Annotated in this window: 18 protein-coding genes; 6 read left to right on the plus strand and 12 right to left on the minus strand. The window is 66.4% G+C overall.

Going from position 1 to position 19,877, the window contains the following annotated elements:
• Positions 1-6 precede the first annotated feature (6 nt).
• The 5 genes from VZ068_RS11945 to efp are packed head-to-tail and all read right to left on the minus strand — an operon-like array spanning position 7 to position 4,312.
• Positions 7-732 carry a phosphoglycolate phosphatase gene (locus VZ068_RS11945; RefSeq protein ID WP_349655425.1) on the minus strand — a complete coding sequence of 242 codons (726 nt, stop codon included), beginning with the start codon at positions 730-732 and terminating at the stop codon, positions 7-9.
• 55 nt (positions 733-787) lie between these two features.
• The gene (gene ubiG / locus VZ068_RS11950) at positions 788-1,507 is read right to left on the minus strand and encodes a bifunctional 2-polyprenyl-6-hydroxyphenol methylase/3-demethylubiquinol 3-O-methyltransferase UbiG (protein WP_259150625.1); all 720 of its coding nucleotides are present in this window, start codon (positions 1,505-1,507) and stop codon (positions 788-790) included.
• 29 nt (positions 1,508-1,536) lie between these two features.
• Positions 1,537-2,874, minus strand: coding sequence for a TRZ/ATZ family hydrolase (locus VZ068_RS11955; RefSeq protein WP_349655426.1), 1,338 nt, complete (start codon positions 2,872-2,874; stop codon positions 1,537-1,539).
• A gap of 18 nt (positions 2,875-2,892) precedes the next feature.
• Positions 2,893-3,741 carry a hypothetical protein gene (locus tag VZ068_RS11960; protein ID WP_349655427.1) on the minus strand — a complete coding sequence of 283 codons (849 nt, stop codon included), beginning with the start codon at positions 3,739-3,741 and terminating at the stop codon, positions 2,893-2,895.
• A gap of 4 nt (positions 3,742-3,745) precedes the next feature.
• The gene (efp, locus tag VZ068_RS11965; RefSeq protein WP_007962665.1) at positions 3,746-4,312 is read right to left on the minus strand and encodes an elongation factor P; all 567 of its coding nucleotides are present in this window, start codon (positions 4,310-4,312) and stop codon (positions 3,746-3,748) included.
• A gap of 101 nt (positions 4,313-4,413) precedes the next feature.
• On the opposite strand from efp, the gene epmB reads away from it, so the two are divergent.
• Positions 4,414-5,442: an EF-P beta-lysylation protein EpmB gene (gene epmB, locus VZ068_RS11970; RefSeq protein ID WP_349655428.1), complete on the plus strand. Its 1,029-nt coding sequence runs from the start codon at positions 4,414-4,416 to the stop codon at positions 5,440-5,442.
• Positions 5,443-5,686: 244 nt separating this feature from the next.
• Here epmB and VZ068_RS11975 read toward each other — a convergent pair whose 3' ends face one another.
• The 3 genes from VZ068_RS11975 to VZ068_RS11985 are packed head-to-tail and all read right to left on the minus strand — an operon-like array spanning position 5,687 to position 9,546.
• Positions 5,687-7,804, minus strand: coding sequence for an EAL domain-containing protein (locus VZ068_RS11975; RefSeq protein ID WP_349655429.1), 2,118 nt, complete (start codon positions 7,802-7,804; stop codon positions 5,687-5,689).
• Positions 7,801-8,730, minus strand: a complete 930-nt coding sequence (locus tag VZ068_RS11980; protein ID WP_259160708.1) for a phosphate/phosphite/phosphonate ABC transporter substrate-binding protein — start codon at positions 8,728-8,730, stop codon at positions 7,801-7,803. Before VZ068_RS11980 ends, VZ068_RS11975 begins: the two co-directional genes overlap by 4 nt.
• A 51-nt stretch (positions 8,731-8,781) precedes the next feature.
• Positions 8,782-9,546, minus strand: a complete 765-nt coding sequence (locus tag VZ068_RS11985) for an RNA methyltransferase (protein ID WP_349655430.1) — start codon at positions 9,544-9,546, stop codon at positions 8,782-8,784.
• Positions 9,547-9,662: 116 nt separating this feature from the next.
• Between VZ068_RS11985 and VZ068_RS11990 the strand changes: the two genes are divergently transcribed.
• Positions 9,663-10,496, plus strand: a complete 834-nt coding sequence (locus VZ068_RS11990; protein WP_046963628.1) for an inositol monophosphatase family protein — start codon at positions 9,663-9,665, stop codon at positions 10,494-10,496.
• A 343-nt stretch (positions 10,497-10,839) separates the two neighbouring features.
• Here VZ068_RS11990 and VZ068_RS11995 read toward each other — a convergent pair whose 3' ends face one another.
• The gene (locus tag VZ068_RS11995; RefSeq protein WP_349655431.1) at positions 10,840-11,451 is read right to left on the minus strand and encodes a superoxide dismutase; all 612 of its coding nucleotides are present in this window, start codon (positions 11,449-11,451) and stop codon (positions 10,840-10,842) included.
• Positions 11,452-11,714: 263 nt separating this feature from the next.
• Here VZ068_RS11995 and VZ068_RS12000 point away from each other — a divergent pair, with 263 nt between their 5' ends.
• Positions 11,715-12,155 (plus strand): ribonuclease, encoded by a 441-nt coding sequence (locus VZ068_RS12000; protein WP_349655432.1) that lies wholly within the window; start codon positions 11,715-11,717, stop codon positions 12,153-12,155.
• The gene (locus VZ068_RS12005) at positions 12,152-12,577 is read left to right on the plus strand and encodes a barstar family protein (protein ID WP_259160717.1); all 426 of its coding nucleotides are present in this window, start codon (positions 12,152-12,154) and stop codon (positions 12,575-12,577) included. The genes VZ068_RS12000 and VZ068_RS12005 overlap by 4 nt, the downstream gene beginning before the upstream one ends.
• A 211-nt stretch (positions 12,578-12,788) precedes the next feature.
• On the opposite strand, the gene VZ068_RS12010 is transcribed toward VZ068_RS12005, so the two are convergent.
• Positions 12,789-14,681: an ATP-binding cassette domain-containing protein gene (locus VZ068_RS12010; protein ID WP_259150636.1), complete on the minus strand. Its 1,893-nt coding sequence runs from the start codon at positions 14,679-14,681 to the stop codon at positions 12,789-12,791.
• 103 nt (positions 14,682-14,784) lie between these two features.
• On the opposite strand from VZ068_RS12010, the gene dbpA reads away from it, so the two are divergent.
• Positions 14,785-16,161, plus strand: coding sequence for an ATP-dependent RNA helicase DbpA (gene dbpA / locus VZ068_RS12015; protein WP_349655433.1), 1,377 nt, complete (start codon positions 14,785-14,787; stop codon positions 16,159-16,161).
• A gap of 312 nt (positions 16,162-16,473) precedes the next feature.
• On the opposite strand, the gene VZ068_RS12020 is transcribed toward dbpA, so the two are convergent.
• The gene (locus tag VZ068_RS12020) at positions 16,474-17,034 is read right to left on the minus strand and encodes an adenine phosphoribosyltransferase (RefSeq protein WP_259150638.1); all 561 of its coding nucleotides are present in this window, start codon (positions 17,032-17,034) and stop codon (positions 16,474-16,476) included.
• A 92-nt stretch (positions 17,035-17,126) separates the two neighbouring features.
• Positions 17,127-18,683 (minus strand): protein adenylyltransferase SelO, encoded by a 1,557-nt coding sequence (locus VZ068_RS12025; RefSeq protein ID WP_349655434.1) that lies wholly within the window; start codon positions 18,681-18,683, stop codon positions 17,127-17,129.
• Positions 18,684-18,965: 282 nt separating this feature from the next.
• On the opposite strand from VZ068_RS12025, the gene VZ068_RS12030 reads away from it, so the two are divergent.
• Positions 18,966-19,841 carry an alpha/beta hydrolase gene (locus VZ068_RS12030; protein WP_349655435.1) on the plus strand — a complete coding sequence of 292 codons (876 nt, stop codon included), beginning with the start codon at positions 18,966-18,968 and terminating at the stop codon, positions 19,839-19,841.
• The last annotated feature ends 36 nt before the right edge of the window (positions 19,842-19,877 follow it).

Consider the following 19,877-nt stretch of genomic DNA (forward strand, 5'->3'; position numbering starts at 1 on the left):
AAAGAATCAGGTCTGCGGCCACGTCGCCGGGTTCCACAGCAGCTGCGGCTGGTCTACCAGCACATCGGCCTGCCAGCGCTCCGGCACGTCGTCATGCAGGCGATAGCCCCACAACACCGCCATCGACGGCATGCCCGCCGCGCGTGCCGCAAGAATGTCGCGCTCGTCGTCGCCCACATAGACGCACTGCGCAGGTGCAACGTCGATACGCTCGGCCGCAGTCAGCAATGGCAGCGGATGCGGCTTGCGCTCGGGCAAGGTATCGCCGCCGATCAGCACGGCGCAACGCTGCTGCCAGCCCAGTTGCGGCAGGATCAACCGGGCCAGGTATTCGGGTTTGTTGGTGACGATGCCCCAAATGCAGCCGGCGCTTTCCAGTAGCACCAGCAGCTCTTGAACACCATCGAACAGCTGCGACTGCGTGCCGATCAAGGCTTCATAGCGGCTCAGGAATTCCGGCACCAGCGCCGCGCGCGCCGCGTCATCGAGCTCGGCGAAGGCCACGCCCAACATTGCACGCGCGCCCTTGGACACCACCGGCCGCAGCTGCTCCAGCGCCACCGGCCCACGCTCCCGCGCGGCCAGCATCGCGTTGACGGTCGCCAGCATGTCCGGCGCGCTATCCAGCAAGGTGCCATCCAGATCGAACAACACCGCGCGCGGAAACCTCGCAGCCGCCCCGTCGCTCTGCAGTCGTGTGCCGCCATCGGGACGGTGGGACTCGGCAGACATCAAGCACGCACTCGCTGTTGCCAATCCCAAATCCCGGCTCCCCAATCCCTGCTCGTCACGGCCTCACCGCGTACGCCAGATAATTGACCTCGGTGCGCGAGGACAAGCGCGCGCGATTGCGCCACGGCTCGTACACCATGCCGCTGACGTCTTGCAGCTGCAGCTCGGCGCTGCGCAACCAGGCCGCAAGTTCTGCCGGCTTGATGAAATCCTTGTAGTGATGCGTGCCCTTGGGCAGCAGCCGCGCGATGTACTCGGCGCCGACCACCGCCAGTGCGAACGCGGCCGGCGTGCGATTGAGCGTGGACAGGAACAGCTTGCCGCCCGGCTTGAGCAGGCTGGCGCAGGCGCGGATGATCGCGGTCGGGTCCGGCACGTGTTCGAGCATTTCCATGCAGGTCACCGCATCGAAGCTACCCGGCTGCTCGGCCGCCAGGTCTTCCACCGACTGCACGCGGTAATCCACCTGCACGCCCGATTCCAGGCTGTGCAGCCGGGCGACTTTCACCAGCTCCGGTGCCAGGTCGATCGCCGTGACCTGCGCGCCCAGGCGCGCCATCGACTCGCTGAGCAAGCCGCCGCCGCAGCCCACATCCAGTACGCGTGCGCCAGCCAGCTCCTGGCGCGCAGACACGTAGCCAAGGCGCACCGGGTTGAGCGCATGCAGCGGCTTCTGCGGGCCATCGGCGTCCCACCAGCGGTTGGCCAGCGCGGCGAATTTGTCCAGCTCGGCCTGATGGAAATTGCTGGAGGTGGATTGGGTCGTGGGATTCATGCGGAACTCCGTGATGCGATGACGCGCGGTCAGGCGCGGACGGTGCGGATGCGTTCGCGCCATTGCCGCGCATTGGCGACCAGGGCAGCGGTATCCATGTCGATCAGCTCGCGCTGCACCAGCTTGGGCTTGCCGGCGATCCACACATCGGTGACCTGATGACGGCCGGCGGCATAGATCAGTTGCGACAGCACATGATGCAACGGTTGTGTCTCCAGTGCAGACAGATCCACGCAGACCAGATCGGCCTGCTTGCCGACTTCGATCGAGCCGATCCTGTCGCCGAAGCCCAGCGCGCGCGCGCCGCCCAGCGTGGCTGCGCGCAGCGTGGTGGCCGCATCCAGCGCGGTGGCATCGTTGGCCACGGCCTTGGCCAGGATCGCGGCGGTTCGGTTTTCGCTGAACATGTCCAGGTCGTTGTTGCTGGCGCAGCCGTCGGTGCCGATGGCCAGGTTCACCCCGGCACGCTGCAATGCGCAGGCCGGGCAAAAGCCCGAGGCGAGCTTGAGGTTGGACTCGGGGCAATGCACCACGCTGACGCCGCGTTCGGCGCACAGATGGATTTCTGCATCGGTGAGCTGGGTCATGTGCACGGCAATCAGGCGATCGTTGACCAGGCCCAACCGATCCAGGCGCGCCAGCGGGCGCTGGCCGTATTGCTTGACCGAATCGGCCACTTCCTGCGCGGTTTCATGCGTGTGCAGATGCACCGGCATGTCCAGCTGGTCGGCAAGCATGCGCACGCGCTCGAAGTTGGCATCGTTCACCGTGTACGGCGCATGCGGTGCGAACGCAGTGCCGATCAACGGATCGTCGCGCCATTGGTCGTGCAGCTCGCCGGCCCGCGCGAAGTATTCGTCGTCCGACGACGCCCAGGCAGTGGGGAAATCGATGATCACCGCGCCGACCAGCGCACGGAAACCGTGTTGCTTGTAGACCGCGGCCTGCACATCGGCAAAGAAGTAGTTTTCGTTGACGCAGGTGGTGCCGCCGCGCAGCATTTCGGCGATCGCCAACGTGGTGCCGTCGGCCACGAACTCCGGCCCGATCACCGCCGCTTCCACCGGCCAGATGTGCTGCTGCAGCCACACCATCAGCGGCAGATCGTCGGCAACGCCACGCAGCAGCGTCATCGGGTTATGCGTATGCGCATTGACCAGGCCCGGGATCAGGGCGGCCTCCGGGCGCGACACGGTCTGCGTCGGCGCAAACCGCAGGCGCGCCTCGGCGGTCGGCAGGATCGCCACGATGACGCCGTTGTGCACCGCCACCGCGTGATCGTCGAGCACCACCGCGTGCGGCTCGATCGGCACGACGTAACCGGCTTCGATCAACAGGTCGCAGACTTCGGGAGGGGCATTGGTCATGAGCGGATCCATAAAAGGTTAGTTGTCGAACGGCCAGCTGTGATCGCCACCGGCCACAGGCACATAGCGCTGGCCGTTGTAGCGCAGCACCTGGCGCACGCGACGGGTGCGTTCGGTATCGGTGTCGCTGCCAGCGGCGCTCTCCACGGTAGACACGTTGGCTGTCAGCACGATGTCCGCATAGCCGGCATGTACCTGCGGCGCCATGCTCACGCTCAGATTGGCCACTTCGGTGATCACATCGCCCTTGCTCAGACTGCACGGCTCGCCTTTCACACGTTGCCACGCATAGAGATCGCGTTGCAGCACCGGGCGCAGGCTGCGCCCCTCGCGCACCAGCAGGGTCAATGCTTGGTTGCTGTAAAAATCCGGGCAGCTGGGCCCGCGCGCGGCACTGCGCACCACCACGCCGATCGCACGCACGCCCTTGGCCAGGTCGTAGCGCGCGGTGTCCAGGCGCAGGCTGTCGGCAGCCAGTTCAAAGGCGGCGTCCTCGCCCATTGCCTGCGCGTAGAACGCCAGCACCTTGCCGCTGGCGGCATCGAGCATGGCCACGCGCAACTCGAGGTCGCGCTCGCCAGGCACGCTCTCCGCATCGCCGGCAAATGCGATTGCCGCCAACCGGATCGCCGCATCGTTCGGCCACGGCTTGCAGCTCTGGGCCACCACCCGGTCGACCGACAGCGCAGTTGCGGCGCCGCCCACCCGGCCAGACGTCGCAATGGCCGCAACGGCGGCCACGTCATCGGCGTCGCAGGTTGCGGCAGCCGATTGCGCAAACGCCGGGCACGCGAGCAGCGCACCCCACAGCCCCAACACGACACTGGCACCGCGTCCCGCTCGATCAGGCCAGTGTTCCGGACGCATCGTCTTACTTGACGCGCGCCGAGTATTCGCCCGAGCGGGTGTCGACCTTGATGATTTCGTCCTGGTTGACGAACAGCGGCACGCGCACCACCGCGCCGGTTTCCAGCGTCGCCGGCTTGCCGCCGCCACCGGAAGTATCGCCGCGCACGCCCGGGTCGGTCTCGGTGATCTTCAGCTCGACGAAGTTCGGCGGCTGCACCCAGATCGGCGTGCCGTTCCACAGCGTCACGATGCAGTCTTCCTCGCCCTTGAGCCACTTGTCGGCGCCGCCCATGCCGGCCTTGTCGGTCTGCACCTGCTCGAAGGTTTCCGGGTCCATGAAGTGCCAGTACTCGCCATCGCTGTACAGGTAGCGCATGTCGGTATCGACCACGTCGGCCACTTCCACGTCGTCGGTGGCCTTCATGGTCATTTCGACCACGCGGCCGGACTTGATGAAGCGGTACTTCATGCGGGTGAAGGCCTGGCCCTTGCCCGGCTTGACGTATTCGGTCTCGGTGATGACCGCCGGTTCGTTGTTGACCAGGATCTTCATGCCGTTCTTGACGTCGTTCATGCCAACAGTGGCCATGGTGCAGCTCCTCGATAAGACCACGACCCGCCACACGGTGGCCGGTCGGATTAGAATGGGGCGCCCGCCGCAACCGGCGGGCATTGGTTTTGTGACCGCACATGATAACCGCAGCCCCCGTCGCCTTACAGCCATCCCCGCCCACCGCCCTGCAGCCGCCGCGTTGGCAGCAGCAGTGGCGCGACGCCGTGCGCGACCCGCGCACGTTGCTGGAACTGCTGGGCCTGGACGCGCAAGCGGCCGGTATCAGCGCGGACGCAGCCGCGCAGTTCCCGCTACGGGTACCGCAGGCATTCGTGGCGCGGATGCGGCACGGCGACCTGCACGACCCGCTGCTGCGGCAGGTACTGCCGCTGGATGCAGAAATGCAGCCGGTGCCGGGCTACGGCCTGGATGCGGTCGGCGATGCCGCCGCCAAGACCGCCGCCGGGGTGATCCAGAAATACCGCGGTCGCGCCCTGCTGATCGCCACCGGCAGTTGCGCGGTGCATTGCCGCTACTGTTTCCGCCGCCACTTCCCGTATGCGGAAGAAACCGCCGCGCGCGATGGCTGGCGTGAGGCGGTGGCGGCGATCGCTGCCGACCCGGATATCGACGAAGTGCTGCTGTCCGGCGGCGACCCGCTGTCGCTGGCCACACCCAAACTGGTCGAACTCACCGATGCCCTGGCCGCCATCGGGCACCTCAAGCGGCTGCGCATCCATAGCCGCCTGCCGGTGGTACTGCCCGCACGCGTGGACGCGCCCTTGCTGGCCTGGCTGCGCAGCCTGCCGTGGCCGGTGGCCTTCGTGATCCACGCCAACCATGCCAACGAATTCGATGCCGACGTGGACACCGCCATGCAGGCATTGCGCGGTGCCGGCGTGCAACTGCTCAATCAGGCGGTGTTGCTGCGCGGGGTCAACGACAGCGTGGACGCGCTGGCCGCGTTGAGCGAACGCAGCTTCGCCGCCGGCGTGCTGCCGTACTACCTGCATCAGCTCGATCGCGTAGCCGGCGTGGCGCATTTCGAAGTGGACGACGCCCGCGCACGCGCCCTGCATGCGGAACTGGCCACGCGGCTGTCCGGCTATCTGGTCCCGCGCCTGGTACGCGAAATCCCCGGCGATACCGGCAAACGGCCGCTGTAACCCCAACGCCCAACGCACTCTCTCGTAGGAGCGCACCAGGGCGCGACGAAGCCTTACCGATAAAGCCCCATCGCGCCCAGGCGCGCTCCTACAGGGTTATCGGGCACCGTGCCGCGCGCGAAATCCTCGACGAAAGGCCACGGCAACCACCCAGACCCAACGCACCCTGCCGTAGGAGCGCACCCGGGCGCGACGGAGCCTTACCGACAAAGCCCCTTCGCGCCCTGGTGCGCTCCTACGCTGTTCAGCCCGCGGCGATCAGCTTGACCATGTCGGCCGGGCTCAACGGCCTGCTGAACCAGTACCCCTGCCCCAGGTCGCAACCGCGCTCGCGCAGCAGGTTGAATTGCGCTTCCTGCTCGATGCCTTCGGCCACCACGGTGATCCCCAGCGAATGGGCCATGTTGATGATGGCGGTGGTCAGCGCCAGATCGTCCGGGTCGCGCTGCAGGTCGGCGATGAAGCTCTTGTCGATCTTGACCCCGTCCACCGGCACCTGGCGCAAATGGCTCAAACCGGAGAAGCCGGTACCGAAGTCGTCCAGCCACACCTTCACCCCGGTGCGGTGCAGCTGATCGAGCAGGCTGGCGGCCATCATCTCGTCGCCGATCACCGCCGTCTCGGTCAGTTCCAGGTGCAGCCGCGCGGCCGGCAAGCCGGACTCGGCCAGGCACTCGGCCACGGTGTCGATCAGTTCGCCGCTGCGCAGCTGGCGCGGCGACACATTGACCGAAATGAACAGGCCCTCGCCCACTTCCGGCCATTGCGCCGCTTCCAGGCAGGCCGCGCGCAGCACCTTGGGGCCGATCGTCTCGATCAACCCGCTCTGCTCGGCGATATCGATAAAGGTAGAGGGCGCAATCGTGCCCAGCGCCGGGTGCTGCCACCGCAGCAGCACCTCCACGCCCACCAGTACGCGGTCGCTGGTGCGGTAGATCGGTTGATACACCAGCCGCAATTCGTCGCGCTCCCAGGCACCGCGCAGCTCGTGCTCCATGTGCACGCGACGCTCCACCGCATGGTCGGCCGCGCGGCTGTAGAAGCGGTGGCAGTTCTTGCCGGCGACCTTGGCCTGGTACATCGCGATGTCGCCGTTCTTCAACAGCGCGGTGGCATCGTTGGCATCGTCCGGAAACAGTGTGATGCCGATCGAGGTGCCCAGGAACACTTCACGGCCCTGCACGTTCAACGGGCGGCTCAACTCGTGCACCAGGCGGTCCGCCAGCTGTGCGGCGAGCAGGCTGACATCGCCGCTTTGCAGCAGGATCACGAACTCGTCGCCGCCGAAGCGCGCCAGGATCGCATCGTCGCCACCCAGCGCGGAAACCGCGCGACTGATCCGGCTGGCGAACTGCAGCAAGGCCTCGTCGCCGGCCTCATGCCCTAGCGTGTCGTTGACGCGCTTGAAGTCGTCGATATCGGCGAACAGCAACGCCAGCTTGCTGTTGCTGCTGCGTGCGGTGTTGAGCAGGTGGTCCAGTCCTTCGCGAAAACCGAGGCGATTGGTCAGCCCGGTCAGCGCATCGGTGTAGGCCATATGACGCACTTCGCGGTCGTGCCGGGCGATGCTTTCGCTCATGCGGCCGAAGGCGGAAATCAGCTCGCCGATTTCGTCGTTGCGCGGATGCGGCGGCAGTTGCACGGCATAGTCGCCACGCTCGATCTGGCGTGCGGCCGCAGCCAGCAACCGCACCGGCGCCACCAGGGTGCGCTGCACATAGATCGCCAGCAGCACGCCCAGCGCCACCAGCGCGGCCAGCAGCACCAGCAACCAGCCCAGATCGCGTTTGCCGATCGCATTGAGGTTCTCGACCAGGGTCAGGTTGGCGCCAGATTCGATCTTGCGCACCCGCTCGCGCGACATGCCCACGCGCACGCCGCCGATACGCTGATCGCCGACCTTGATCGGCACCGTCACGTCCAGCACCTCGGGCGAGGATTGCAGCAACATCGCCTGCGCCGCCACCGCCCTGGCCGCGAGCGGGTCGTTCATGCGCTGTCCGTAGCGCTGCAGGTTGGGCGTGCCGTCGTGCACCAGCAGGCCGCGCCGGTCGAACACCAGCACATACGTCACCACTTGCTGACGCGACGCATTGCGCACCAGCGCCCCCACCGCGCCCAGGTCGGAGTAATACAGCGGGTTGGCCAGCCCGGAGGCCAGCTCGGTCGCCAGCGTCTCGCCGCGGGTGCGCAGGCTGCGATCGAACAGCTCGTGCAGGATCTGCGCGCTCAGCCCGCGCACTTCGCGCTGCATCGCACTCTGGCGTTGCAACAGCGACGCCAGGATCGCGCCGACGAGCAACAGGGTCAGCGCCATGACCAACAGGAAACGTGCCTGCAACCCGAAGCGCACCTGACTCATTCCATTTCATTCCTGACGTGCTGCAGGCCGGTGCTCAATGCATCCAGACGCCTGCGACTCTCGCTATCCAGCGGGTAAAACGCGGTGGTGCCGAAAAAACGTTTGAGCGCCGGTGCGGCCTTCGGGTCGGAGGCGGCCTGCAGCAACACCGCGCGAAGGCGGCGCTCCACTGCCGGGTCCATGCCGGAGCGCACCATTTCCACCGCCCGCGGCACCGGCGCGCTGCGGTACACGATGCGGAAATCGCGTTTGAATACCGGCGGCAGATGCCGCTCGTCGTCCCAATCGAGATTACTGAAGGCCCCGGCATCGATCAGGCGCTTGTGCACGAAAGCGGCGATGTTCAATTTGGAGCCGACCATCAGATAGCCGACCGAACCAGGCACCTGGGGGTCGTCCGGCGACAGCAGCACATCGCAGGCAATGCCGTTGCGCATCAGCTCCAGCATCGGCACCAGATAGCCGCTGGTGGACGATGCATTCTGCAACGCCAGGCTATGCCCGCGCAGTTGCGTGAGCGAGCGGATCGGGCTGTCGCGGCGCACGAAAAACACCGTATGGAAGTCGCGCACACCGCCCCGCTCGGTCATCAGCAAGGGATGTACGCCGCCGCGCCGCTCCAGCAGCATCGCCGCACCGGTGGTCTCGCTGACCCAGTCGACCCGGCCACGCCGCAGGTAACTGGACATCTGGCGCGCATCCGGCGCCATCAGGATTTCGCCCCGACGGATGCCCACCTCGCGCATGCGCGGCACTACGTAGTCCAGCAGCGGTTTGAGTTGATCGTAATGTGTGGCGGGGTCATCGCTGATCCGCCCGAGCACCAGTACCGAGGAGGGCGCTGCCGCAGCCGTCACGGCCAAGCCTGCACCGGCCACCAGCCAGCAGGCAATCAGACACCATTGTAGACCGCGCAAAACGGACACTCCCCTAGAGCCGCGGACAGCCTAGCCGAATCTTTGAAGATGTGACAGACGTCAGTTTCCGGCACGCCTGGCCAGCATTGCCATGCGCTGCGCATCGGACAGGATGCCGCGGATCAGCCGCACCTCCTGCTCGGTCATCTCCGCGCGCAGCAGCAACCGCCGCAACTTGCGCATCGCCGACTCCGGCGCGCGGCCCTTGTGGAAGTCGATCTCGTCCAGGGTCTCGCCCAGCTGGCCGAACATGCCTTCCAGCTGCGCATGGCTGGCCGGCCCGTCGCGCAGGCCGGAGGCCGGTACCGGCACGGGGTTGGCCTCGCCGGCGGCCAATTGCGCCAGCCGCACCTCATAGGCCAGCACCTGCACCGCCGCCGCCAGATTGAGCGAACTGAACTGCGGGTCGGACGGGATATGTACCGCCGCATGGCAGAGCTGCAATTCGTCGTTGGTCAGGCCGGTGCGCTCGCGGCCAAACACGAACGCCACCTCGGCCGGCTCGCCCGCCTTGGCCAGGGCGCGCTGCGCGCCTTCGTCCGGCAGCAATTCTTCCAGCGCCACACGGCGCGCCCGTGCAGTGCAGCCGATCACCAGCGTGCAGTCGGCCACCGCCTCGCCGAGCGTGTCGAACAGCGGCGCATTGCCCAGCACGTCCTCGGCACCGGCCGAGCGCCGATAGGCGTCTTCATCGAGCGCGCGCTCGGGGGCCACCAACACCAGCCGCGAGACACCCATGGTCTTCATCGCACGCGCGGCGGCGCCGATGTTGCCTGGATGCTGGGTACCGACGAGAACAAAACGGATGCGCTGACTGACGGACATGAACGGAGATTGGGGAGCTGTTCGGCCGTAGATGGTAAACTGCGCGGCCGGCTTTCGCGCCGGACCGCTCTTTTACCTTCGCCATTTCCGATTCTGCCTTCACGGGAGCTTTAACCATGCAGAAACCCGCCGTCACCGTCATGGTCAAAGCCGCCCGCCTCGCCGGCAATGTGCTGTTGCGCGGTATCAACAAGCTGGATGCACTCAACGTGGTGCAAAAGGGCCGCATGGACTACGCCAGCGAAGTCGATGCCGATGCCGAGAAGGTCATCATCAAGGAACTCAAGCGCGGTTACCCCGAGTACGCCGTGTTTGGCGAAGAAGGCGGCGTGCAGGGCGGCAAGAGTGGCCGTTACACCTGGGTCATCGACCCGCTCGATGGCACCAGCAACTACCTGCGTGGGTTTCCGCACTACTGCGTGTCGATCGCCCTGGTCGAAAACGGCGAACCTACCGATGCGGTGATCTTCGATCCGCTACGCAACGAGCTTTTCACCGCCAGCCGCGGCGCCGGCGCCGTGCTCAACGACCGCCGCATCCGCATCGCCGAGCGAAAGGATCTGGACGGCGCAATGATCCACACCGGCTTCCCGCCGCGCGAGCGCGCACGGATCAGTGCGCAGTTGAAGTGCGTCGATGCCCTGCTGGTCCAGGCCGAAGACGTGCGCCGCACCGGCTCAGCCGCGCTGGACCTGGCGTATGTGGCCTGCGGTCGCGCCGATGCCTACTTCGAAGCCGGCGTCAAAGCCTGGGACATCGCCGCGGGCGTGCTGCTGGTACGCGAGGCCGGTGGCCGCGTCTGCGACTACAAGGGCGCCACTCCGCCGCGCATGGACAACATGGGCCCGGAAACCCAGCAGATCGTGGCCGGCAACATCAAGATCAGCGACGCGCTGCAGAAGGTCATCGTCAACACCGGCTACGCCCGCGAGTTCGACGCCAAGTTCTGATTGCCTGCAGGCAAACGCAGGAGCGCACCTGGGCGCGATGGGGCTTTATCGGTAAGGCTTCGTCGCGCCCAGGTGCGCTCCTACACGACAAACCGCAGCAACCGAAGAAGGCCGGGATCGATTCCGGCCTTCTTGCGTTGCAGGGTCAGCATCGGCTGCGCCCGCGAGTTGGACGCCAGGCTCATGGGTTCCCTTGCAATCGTAGGAGCGCACCCGGGCGCGACGGGGGCTTTATCGGTACGGCTTCGTCGCGCCCAGGTGCGCTCCTACACGACAAACCGCAGCAAACAAAGAAGGCCGGGATCGCTCCCGGCCTTCTTGTGTCATAGCCTGCGCGCAGGACTCAGGCGATCGCAGCGTGGTAGCGGCGCTCGACTTCTTCCCAGTTCACTGCGTTATAGAACGCGCCGATGTATTCCGGGCGACGGTTCTGATACTTCAGGTAGTACGCGTGTTCCCACACGTCCAGGCCCAGGATCGGGGTATTGCCCTCGAACAACGGGCTGTCCTGATTGGCGGTGCTTTCCACCACCAGCTTCTTGTCCGGGGTCACGCTCAGCCATGCCCAGCCCGAGCCGAAGCGGCTGACGGCGGCCTTGGTGAAGGCTTCCTTGAACTTCTCGAAACCACCGATGTCCTTGTCGATCGCCTTGGCAACTTCGCCCTTGGGCCCACCGCCGCCATTGGGCGACAGCACGGTCCAGAACAGCGAATGGTTGGCGTGGCCGCCACCGTTGTTGCGCACCGGGCCCTGCAGGTTTTCCGGCAGGCTCTTCAGCTTGGACACCAGCTCGTCGATCGGCAGGTCGGCGTATTCGGTCCCTTCCAGCGCCGCGTTGACGTTGTTGATGTAGGTCTGGTGATGCTTGGTGTGATGGATTTCCATCGTCTGCGCATCGATGTTCGGTTCCAGCGCGTCGTAGGCGTAGGGCAACTGCGGAAGGGTGTAGGCCATGCGTGTCTCCTGGACTTGCCGCCCGGCGAAGACCGGGCGTTGCGGGGTAGATGGTAAGGACGCCGACGGCGCTTACCAAGGGCAGCGGCAGGGAAACTTCATCCCATTCGAGCAGGGACCGCGCCCTGTTGGCTGCACACCTTGCACCAGCCCCCGGTTACTTGGATGTGAATCGCGCAGCCGCCCGGCCGCGTTCAAAGTCGACACAGTCGCGCGACGGCATACTTGCTCTGCCGCACACTCTTCGCTCCCGGAACGTCTTCATGCGCAAGCCCGCTTTGCTGATCGTCGCCATCGTGCTGCTCGTCGCCGGCTTGTGGGGCATGCGGGCATTGCAGACGCCCAAGCCGCAGTTTGCGCCGCAGCTCAGCGCACCGATCGCCGCCACACCGCCAGCGCGTCAGGTGCCGCACTTGCCGGCCTTTCTGCCGATCGAAGCCATGGCCACCATCGTCCTGATCCAGCGCGGCGGGCCGTTCCCGCATGCGCAGGATGGCGGCGTCTTCGGCAACCGCGAACACCGGCTGCCGGAGCGCCCGCGCGGCTACTACCGCGAATACACCGTCGACACACCTGGCAGCACCGACCGCGGTGCACGCCGCATCGTTACCGGCGGCACCCCGCCGCAGACCTGGTACTACAGCGACGATCATTACCAGAGCTTCAAGTCGTTCCAGGGCCCGACACCGGAGCAGGCGCCATGAGCGCGGGCGACTTTGCGCTGGACCTGTCCGACCCGCAGCAATCGGGCGTCTATCAAGCCGACACCGACGATCTGGACACCATGGCTGCGCTGGCACGCGATGCCGGCCTGCGTATCCTGCGCGTGGATCTGGCCACCTGCAGCGACAAGCGCATGCTGTTGATGCGCCTGGCCACCCAACTGGACTTCCCCGCCGGCTTCGGCCGCAACTGGGATGCGTTGAGCGATGCGCTGCGCGATCTGGCGTGGCTGCCCTCCCCGCGCGGCTACGCGCTATTGATCGACGGCGCCGAGGCATTGGCGCAGGCAGCGCCGAGCGAGCGCGATACCTTGCTGGACATTCTGGACGAAGCCGCCACCAGCTGGGCCACGCGCGGACTGACGTTTGCAGCGTTCGTGGCGCCGGCCAGCGCTTGCGATTGAGTGAGCCGGCTCACCATTGCTGCCTGAAGATGACAGACGCGTTACCTGCATGCGCGGCGTCGCTTGCTTGTAGCTGAGTGCAATTTGCAAATGACGGTATGAGGCGCGGCCTGCGAAGCGTAGTCATCGCCCGCAGGGACGCAGCGATGCCTGCGCGAACAAACAGCGCAGCGCGACACCCAAGGCCGGCACGCAACAGCGCGCCGGCGGACTACTCCAGCTCGCTCCAGCGCGCGTATGCCGCATCCAGCTGCGCCTGCGCGTCGCTCAAGGCTGCGGTGTGCGCGGTCATTGCCGCACTGTCGCGCTGATAGAACCCCGGGTCGTTCATTGCCTCGGTCAGCGCGGCAACCTGCTGCTCCAGCGTCTCGATCAAGCCAGGCAATTGCTCCAGTTCGCGCGCCTCCTTGTAGCTCAGCTTGCGCTTGGGCGCGGCATCCACCGCTGCCGCCGCAACTGCCACGGGCGTGGTCGCTGCAGCAGTCGCCGAGGCCTTGGCGACCGCCATCGCGTTGGGCGCCGGGGTGCGCCGCTGGCGCAACGAATCGCTGTAACCGCCGACGTAATCGCCGATCAGGCCATCGCCTTCCATCACCAGCGTCGAGGTCACCACGTTGTCGAGGAAGTCGCGGTCATGGCTGACCAGCAGCAAGGTGCCGGTGTACTCGCCCAGCAGCTCCTCCAGCAACTCCAGCGTCTCCACGTCCAGATCGTTGGTCGGTTCGTCCATCACCAGCAGGTTGGACGGCTGCGCGAACAGCCGCGCCAGCAGCAGGCGATTGCGCTCGCCACCGGACAGGCGGGTGATCGGCGCGCGGGCGCGCTCGGGCGTGAACAGGAAGTCCTGCAGATACGCATGCACATGTTTGCGCTTGCCGTTGATCTCCAGGAAATCGCGGCCTTCGGCCACGTTTTCGATGGCGCTCCAGTCCTCGCGCAGGGTCGAGCGGTACTGATCGAAATACGCAATCTGCAGATTGGTGCCGATGCGGATTTCGCCTTCCTGCGCCTGCAGGTCGCCCAGCAGCAACTTGAGCAAGGTGGTCTTGCCGCTGCCGTTGGGGCCGATCAGGCCGATGCGATCGCCACGCTGGATGATGGTCGAAAAATCCTTGACCATCGTGCGTGCGCCGAACGCAAAGCCGACCTCCTTGGCCTCGATCACCTTCTTGCCGGACGACTCGCCCTGCGAGACTTCCATGCGCACATTGCCGGTCAGATCGCGCCGCTGCACGCGCTCGTTGCGCATCGACTCCAGACGCCGCACACGGCCTTCGTCGCGGGTCCGCCGCGCCTTGATGCCCTGGCGGATCCAGATTTCTTCCTGTGCCAGCATCTTGTCGAAGCGCGCGTTTTCCTGCGCCTGCGCATTGAGCCGTTCTTCGCGGCGGCGCTCGTAATTGGCCCAGTCGCCCGGCCAGCTGGTGACCTGGCCACGGTCGATCTCGACGATGCGGGTGGCCAACGCACGCAAAAAGCGCCGGTCATGGGTCACAAACAGCACGCTGCCGTTCCAGCCTTTCAGGAACGACTCCAGCCAATCGATCGCTTCGATATCCAGATGGTTGGTCGGCTCGTCCAGCAGCAGCACATCCGGCGAGGACACCAGCGAGCGCGCCAGCAGCACGCGTCGCTTCATGCCGCCGGACAGCCGCGCAAATTCCGCATCGCCGTCCAGTTCCAGCTTGGTCAGCGTCTCGCCGACGCGCTGATCCAGCGCCCAGCCCTCGGCCGCGTCGATCTTGGCCTGCACCTTGCCGAACGCGTCGGCGTCGAACACCTCGGCATGGCTGAGCTGGTGGAATTCGGCCAGCCAGTGGCCCAGTTCGCCCAGCCCATCGGCGACCACATCGAACACGCTGCCGCCGGTGCCCTGCGGCACCTCCTGCTCCAGCCGTGCAATGCGCACGCCCTGCTGCACGCGCACTTCGCCGTCATCGGGCTTGAGCTCGCCGGCGATCAATTTCATCAAGGTCGATTTGCCGGCGCCGTTGCGACCGATCAGGGCGATACGCTCGCCCGGCTCGATCGTGAGGTCGGTTTTTTCCAGCAACAAGGGGCCGCCGACGCTGTAGTCGACGCTTTGCAGAGTGATTAAAGGCATGGCGCAATTGTACGGGAATCGGGAATGGTGAATCGGGAATGGAAAAAAGCCTTCGCCGTTGCGATTCCCGATTCCCTACTCCCGATTCCCGCTAAAATGCGCCATGAACGAATTCTCCGCGCTGCCGCTGTCGCCGGCCCTGGCCCCCGGCATCGACGCCCTTGGCTACACCGTCCTTACTCCCATCCAGGCGCAGAGCCTGCCGCCGATCCTGCAGGGGCTGGACGTCATCGCCCAGGCGCCGACCGGCAGCGGCAAGACCGCCGCCTTCGGGCTGGGCCTGCTGCAGAAGCTCGACCCGGCGCTGACCCGCGCGCAGGCGCTGGTGCTCTGCCCCACGCGCGAACTGGCCGACCAGGTTGGCAAGCAACTGCGCAAGCTGGCCACCGGCATCCCCAACATGAAGCTGGTGGTGCTCACCGGCGGCATGCCGCTGGGCCCGCAACTGGCCTCGCTGGAAGCACATGACCCGCAAGTGGTGGTCGGTACGCCCGGCCGCATCCAGGAACTGGCCCGCAAGCGCGCCCTGCACCTGGGCGGGGTCCGCACGCTGGTGCTGGACGAGGCCGACCGCATGCTCGACATGGGTTTCGAAGAACCCATCCGCGAGATCGCCAGCCGCTGCGACAAGCACCGCCAGAGCCTGCTGTTCTCGGCCACCTTCCCGGACATCATCCGCACGCTGGCGCGCGAGATCCTGAAGGACCCGATCGAAATCACCGTCGCAGGCGCCGACAGCGCGCCGGAAATCGACCAGCAGTTCTTCGAGGTCGACCCGACCTATCGGCAGAAGGCCGTCGCCGGCCTGCTGCTGCGCTTCAACCCCGAATCCAGCGTGGTGTTCTGCAATACCCGCAAGGAAGTGGACGAGGTGGCCGGCTCGCTGCAGGAATTCGGTTTCTCAGCGCTGGCGTTGCATGGCGACATGGAACAACGCGACCGCGATGAAGTGCTGGTGCGTTTCGTCAACCGCAGCTGCAACGTGCTGGTGGCCAGCGACGTGGCCGCGCGCGGACTGGACGTGGAAGACCTGTCGGCCGTGGTCAACTACGAGCTGCCCACCGATACCGAAACCTACCGGCATCGCATCGGCCGCACCGCGCGCGCCGGCAAGCACGGCCTGGCGCTGAGCCTGGTGGCACCGCGTGAAGCGGCGCGTGCGCAGGCACTGGAGGCCGAACAGGGCCAGCCGCTGAAGTGGTCGCGTGCGCCGCTGGCCACCGCCCGCCCGGCGCAGCTGCCGCAGGCGGCCATGACGACCTTGCGCATCGACGGTGGCAAGACCGACAAGCTGCGTGCCGGCGACATCCTCGGCGCATTGACCGGCGAAGCCGGACTCTCTGGCGCGGCGATCGGCAAGATCGCCATCTACCCCACCCGCTCCTATGTCGCCATCGCCCGCGCGCATGTCGCCAAGGCGCTGGCGCACCTGCACGCAGGCAAGATCAAGGGACGCCGGTTTCGGGTCAGCAAGCTCTAAGCAACAGTCGCAGCCTGCGCGGGCGCACGAACCTTGCAGCGGTGCTGGTCGAGTCCAGCGAGTCTTGCTACACACGAGGCGGCCGGTGCAATGCCGGCCGCGTGCCAGGCGTTGTTGGCGTGACGGCGTTGCATGCACCGGCAACCAGCGCCTGTCGCAAGCCACGATCAAGACCGACCAAACGCACACCAGCGATGAGCGCTTGGCAGGCAGCCGAGCATGGCGGAAAGCCGCGATGCAGGTGCGTGCGGCACAGTCCGAACACCGATCGCGTCGATCTTCTGCAAAGCGCGCTCGGCCGGTCGGTCGACCTCAGTAAGCCAAGGTCGCCAGCAGCGGCACATCGTTGGCCCATTTCTCGCGGCCCTGCAGCGCCTTCAGCTCGACCAGCACCGCCGCGCCGACGACCTCCAGCTCCAGCTGTGCGGCCAGCGCCAGCGCGGCACGCAGCGTGCCGCCGGTGGCCAGCACGTCGTCGACAATCAGCACGCGCGCGCCGCGCGGCAGCGCGTCTTCATGCATTTCGATGCGATCGGTACCGTATTCCAGCGCATATTCCTGGATCAGCGTCCGCCCGGGCAGCTTGCCCGGCTTGCGCACCGGCACGAACCCGGTACGCAGTTCGCGTGCCAGGGCTGCCCCGAGGATGAAGCCGCGCGCCTCGATGCCCAGCACCGCATCCAGCGGCGTGGTGCGCCAGGGCTGCGCCATTTCATCCAGCGCAGAGGCAAAATCCGGGCCGTCGGACAATAGCGGCGTGATGTCCTTGAACACGATCCCCGGCTTGGGAAAGTCGCCAATGTCGCGAATCCGTTCCGACCAGTGATTGGGGCCGGAGGCGTTGCTGCCGGCGCAGCGGGTACAGTCTGTCATGGTGGGATGGCGTCGTTGCCAGTGGGGACAGCCCTATTCTAGGCTGCGCAGCCCTTGGCGCGGCAGTTACAGCGCCCGTGCGTCTGAGCGCGTCAGGAACTGCAGGACAGCATCGAACACCCGGCGCGATCGCGCGCCCACTCCGGCCGGCGGGCTGCGAACGCGGCATTGCCTGGCTGGTCGTCATACGGCCGGCGCATGACCTCCAGCAAATCCTGTACGCCCGATGGATCGCCCTGCTCGGCCTTGTCGATCGCCTGCTGCGCCAGGTAATTGCGCAGCACGTAACGCGGGTTGGCCAGGCGCATCCGCTCGCGCCGTTGTTCCGGCGACAAGCTGTCCTGCTGCAACCGGAGGGCATAGCGCTGCAGCCAATCGTGCAGCTGCGGCGCATTCGCCTGGCGCTTGTCGTCGTCGTAGAACGCATCGCGCAGCAACTGCGGATCCGGATGCTCGGGTGTGACGTCGAGCAAGGCGCGGAAGGCCAGCGTCATGTCCATTTCCGCGTCGCGCATCAGCGCGCGCAGTGCATCGATCAGTTGCAGGTCCTCGTCGCGGCACTCGGCCAGCCCCAACTTGGCGGCGGTGTCGTTGCGGTCGCAGGCCAGATACGTATCGCGAAAGCGATCCAGCCCCTGTTGCAAGGCAGCGGCGTCGGCGAACAGCGGCGCCAGCGCCTGCGCCAGCCGGCCCAGGTTCCAATACGCCACCTGCGGCTGGGTGCCGAAGCGATAGCGGCGGCCCTGCGCGTCGGTGGTGTTCGGGGTCCAGTCCGGGTCGTAATCGTCGACCCACCCATACGGGCCGTAGTCGATGGTCAGGCCCAGGATCGACATGTTGTCGGTATTCATCACCCCGTGCACGAAGCCCACCCGCATCCAGTGCGCCACCATCACCGCCGTGCGTTCGCAGACCTGCGCGAACCAGGCTGCGTACAACGCCTCGCCCGTACCTTGCAGTTCGGGGAAATCGCGCGCGATGGTGAAGTCCGCCCATTGCCGCAGCAGCGCCATGTCGCCGCGCACGCTCGGCAATTCGAAATTACCGAAACGGACGAACGATGGCGCCACCCGGCATACGATCGCTCCCGGCTCCCGCTGCGGCCGGCCGTCGTAGAACATGTCGCGCACCACTGCATCGCCGGTGGTCACCAGGCTCAGCGCACGCGTCGTCGGCACGCCCAGGTGATGCATCGCTTCGCTGCACAGGAATTCGCGAATCGACGAACGCAACACGGCCCGGCCATCGGCGCCGCGCGAATACGGCGTGGGGCCGGCCCCCTTGAGCTGCAATTCGTGGCGCCCGCCATCCACACCGACCGCTTCGCCCAGCGAAATCGCCCGGCCGTCGCCCAGTTGGCCGGCCCAATGGCCGAACTGGTGCCCACCGTAGTTGACTGCCCATGGCTGCATGCCCGGATACAGCGCATTCCCGCCAAAGACCTCGGCAAAGCGTGTGCCGGCAATCTCGGCCGCATCGAACCCAAGCAGCTGCGCCATCTCCGGCGAGTAAGCGATCACGCGCGGTGCGGCGACCGGCGTCGGCAACACCGACGACCAGGCCGCGCCGACCTCGCGACGGCGCGGCCCGTGCTCCGGGTCGCCGGGCAACTGCTGGCGCAGGCGATTATCAAAATGCAGGTCTGTCATGCGCCAAGCCTAGGCCAGCGACGGTGAACTTGGCATGGGCGGCCGCCGCATCCGCGCTGGCGGGCCCCTCGTATTCTCCACTTCGCATGCCGACACCAAGCGAGCTCCTCCTGCACATGCTGGCGACAACAGATCAACCCTAATACGCAGCGCCATCGCCATGCTCCCGCAGCTGCGACGCACTTGGCGGATGCCACGACTGAACGAGGCGGAACGATTCAACACGCGTCGCCCGTCATTAGCCGCCTGGCTCCACACCTCTCCCCTCAACCGACATCGCCCATGCCTCTTCGCGCCTCCCGCTGGATCCGTCCCGCCATCCTGCTGCTTGGCTCCCTCACGTTGACGGCCTGCAGCAGCGTGTTTTTTGGCGGCATCAATGCCGTCTCCAGTCGCGAGGGCGTCGTCGAACATCCCAACCAGGTGTTCGATCCGGGGCACGGCCTGGCCCTGGATGTCTACCAGCCACGCGGTGCGGTGGGTGCACCAGTGGTGGTGTTCTTCTATGGCGGCACCTGGAAACGCGGCAAGCGCGCCAACTATCGCTGGATGGGTGAGGCCCTGGCCCGTCAAGGTGTGGTCGCAATGGTGGCCGACTACCGCAAGTACCCGCAGGTGGGGCTGGAAGGCTTCATGGCCGACGCCGCCCGCGCGACCGCATGGGGCGCCCGGCATGCGCGCGAATATGGCGGCGACCCCAAGCGACTGGCGGTGATGGGGCATTCGGCCGGCGCCCATATCGCCGGTCTGCTGGCGACCGATGGCCGCTGGCTACAGGCGCAAGGCCTTCGGCCCCAGCAGCTATGCGGCTTTGTCGGCCTGGCCGGCCCCTACGATTTTCTTCCAATGACCGACCCCGAACTTGTCCAGATCTTCGGCACCTCGCAGGACGAGCAGGCCAGGTCGCAGCCGGTCCTGCATGTCGACGGCAACGAGCCGCCGATGCTGTTGTTGCATGGCGATGCCGACCGCGTCGTTGAGCCACAGAACAGCACCGCGCTGGCTTCGGCCATGCGTGGCGAGGGCAAAAACGTACAGGTCAAGCTCTACCCAGGAGTCGGCCACATGGGTCTGGTGCTCGCCTTCCGCAAGCCGCCGGCCGACTCGCCGGAACTGCGCGACACCCTGCACTTCCTTCGTCAGTGCCAGGCACCCTGAGGTGGAGCTGGCGCACGTCATGTGCCACTGAGCAAC

This window comes from Xanthomonas sp. 10-10 (genome assembly GCF_040182365.1).
GTDB lineage: Bacteria > Pseudomonadota > Gammaproteobacteria > Xanthomonadales > Xanthomonadaceae > Xanthomonas > Xanthomonas arboricola_F.

Bases quoted from the DNA above. Each gene is read 5' to 3' on its own strand.
- VZ068_RS11975 (WP_349655429.1), bottom strand. From the start codon at position 7,804: ATGAGTCAGGTGCGCTTCGGGTTGCAGGCACGTTTCCTGTTGGTCATG.
- VZ068_RS11990 (WP_046963628.1), top strand. From the start codon at position 9,663: ATGCAGAAACCCGCCGTCACCGTCATGGTCAAAGCCGCCCGCCTCGCC.
- dbpA (WP_349655433.1), top strand. From the start codon at position 14,785: ATGAACGAATTCTCCGCGCTGCCGCTGTCGCCGGCCCTGGCCCCCGGC.
- efp (WP_007962665.1), bottom strand. From the start codon at position 4,312: ATGGCCACTGTTGGCATGAACGACGTCAAGAACGGCATGAAGATCCTG.
- VZ068_RS12010 (WP_259150636.1), bottom strand. From the start codon at position 14,681: ATGCCTTTAATCACTCTGCAAAGCGTCGACTACAGCGTCGGCGGCCCC.
- VZ068_RS12020 (WP_259150638.1), bottom strand. From the start codon at position 17,034: ATGACAGACTGTACCCGCTGCGCCGGCAGCAACGCCTCCGGCCCCAAT.
- VZ068_RS11960 (WP_349655427.1), bottom strand. From the start codon at position 3,741: ATGCGTCCGGAACACTGGCCTGATCGAGCGGGACGCGGTGCCAGTGTC.
- VZ068_RS11985 (WP_349655430.1), bottom strand. From the start codon at position 9,546: ATGTCCGTCAGTCAGCGCATCCGTTTTGTTCTCGTCGGTACCCAGCAT.
- VZ068_RS12025 (WP_349655434.1), bottom strand. From the start codon at position 18,683: ATGACAGACCTGCATTTTGATAATCGCCTGCGCCAGCAGTTGCCCGGC.
- ubiG (WP_259150625.1), bottom strand. From the start codon at position 1,507: ATGAATCCCACGACCCAATCCACCTCCAGCAATTTCCATCAGGCCGAG.
- VZ068_RS11945 (WP_349655425.1), bottom strand. From the start codon at position 732: ATGTCTGCCGAGTCCCACCGTCCCGATGGCGGCACACGACTGCAGAGC.
- epmB (WP_349655428.1), top strand. From the start codon at position 4,414: ATGATAACCGCAGCCCCCGTCGCCTTACAGCCATCCCCGCCCACCGCC.
- VZ068_RS11995 (WP_349655431.1), bottom strand. From the start codon at position 11,451: ATGGCCTACACCCTTCCGCAGTTGCCCTACGCCTACGACGCGCTGGAA.
- VZ068_RS12005 (WP_259160717.1), top strand. From the start codon at position 12,152: ATGAGCGCGGGCGACTTTGCGCTGGACCTGTCCGACCCGCAGCAATCG.
- VZ068_RS11955 (WP_349655426.1), bottom strand. From the start codon at position 2,874: ATGACCAATGCCCCTCCCGAAGTCTGCGACCTGTTGATCGAAGCCGGT.
- VZ068_RS12030 (WP_349655435.1), top strand. From the start codon at position 18,966: ATGCCTCTTCGCGCCTCCCGCTGGATCCGTCCCGCCATCCTGCTGCTT.
- VZ068_RS12000 (WP_349655432.1), top strand. From the start codon at position 11,715: ATGCGCAAGCCCGCTTTGCTGATCGTCGCCATCGTGCTGCTCGTCGCC.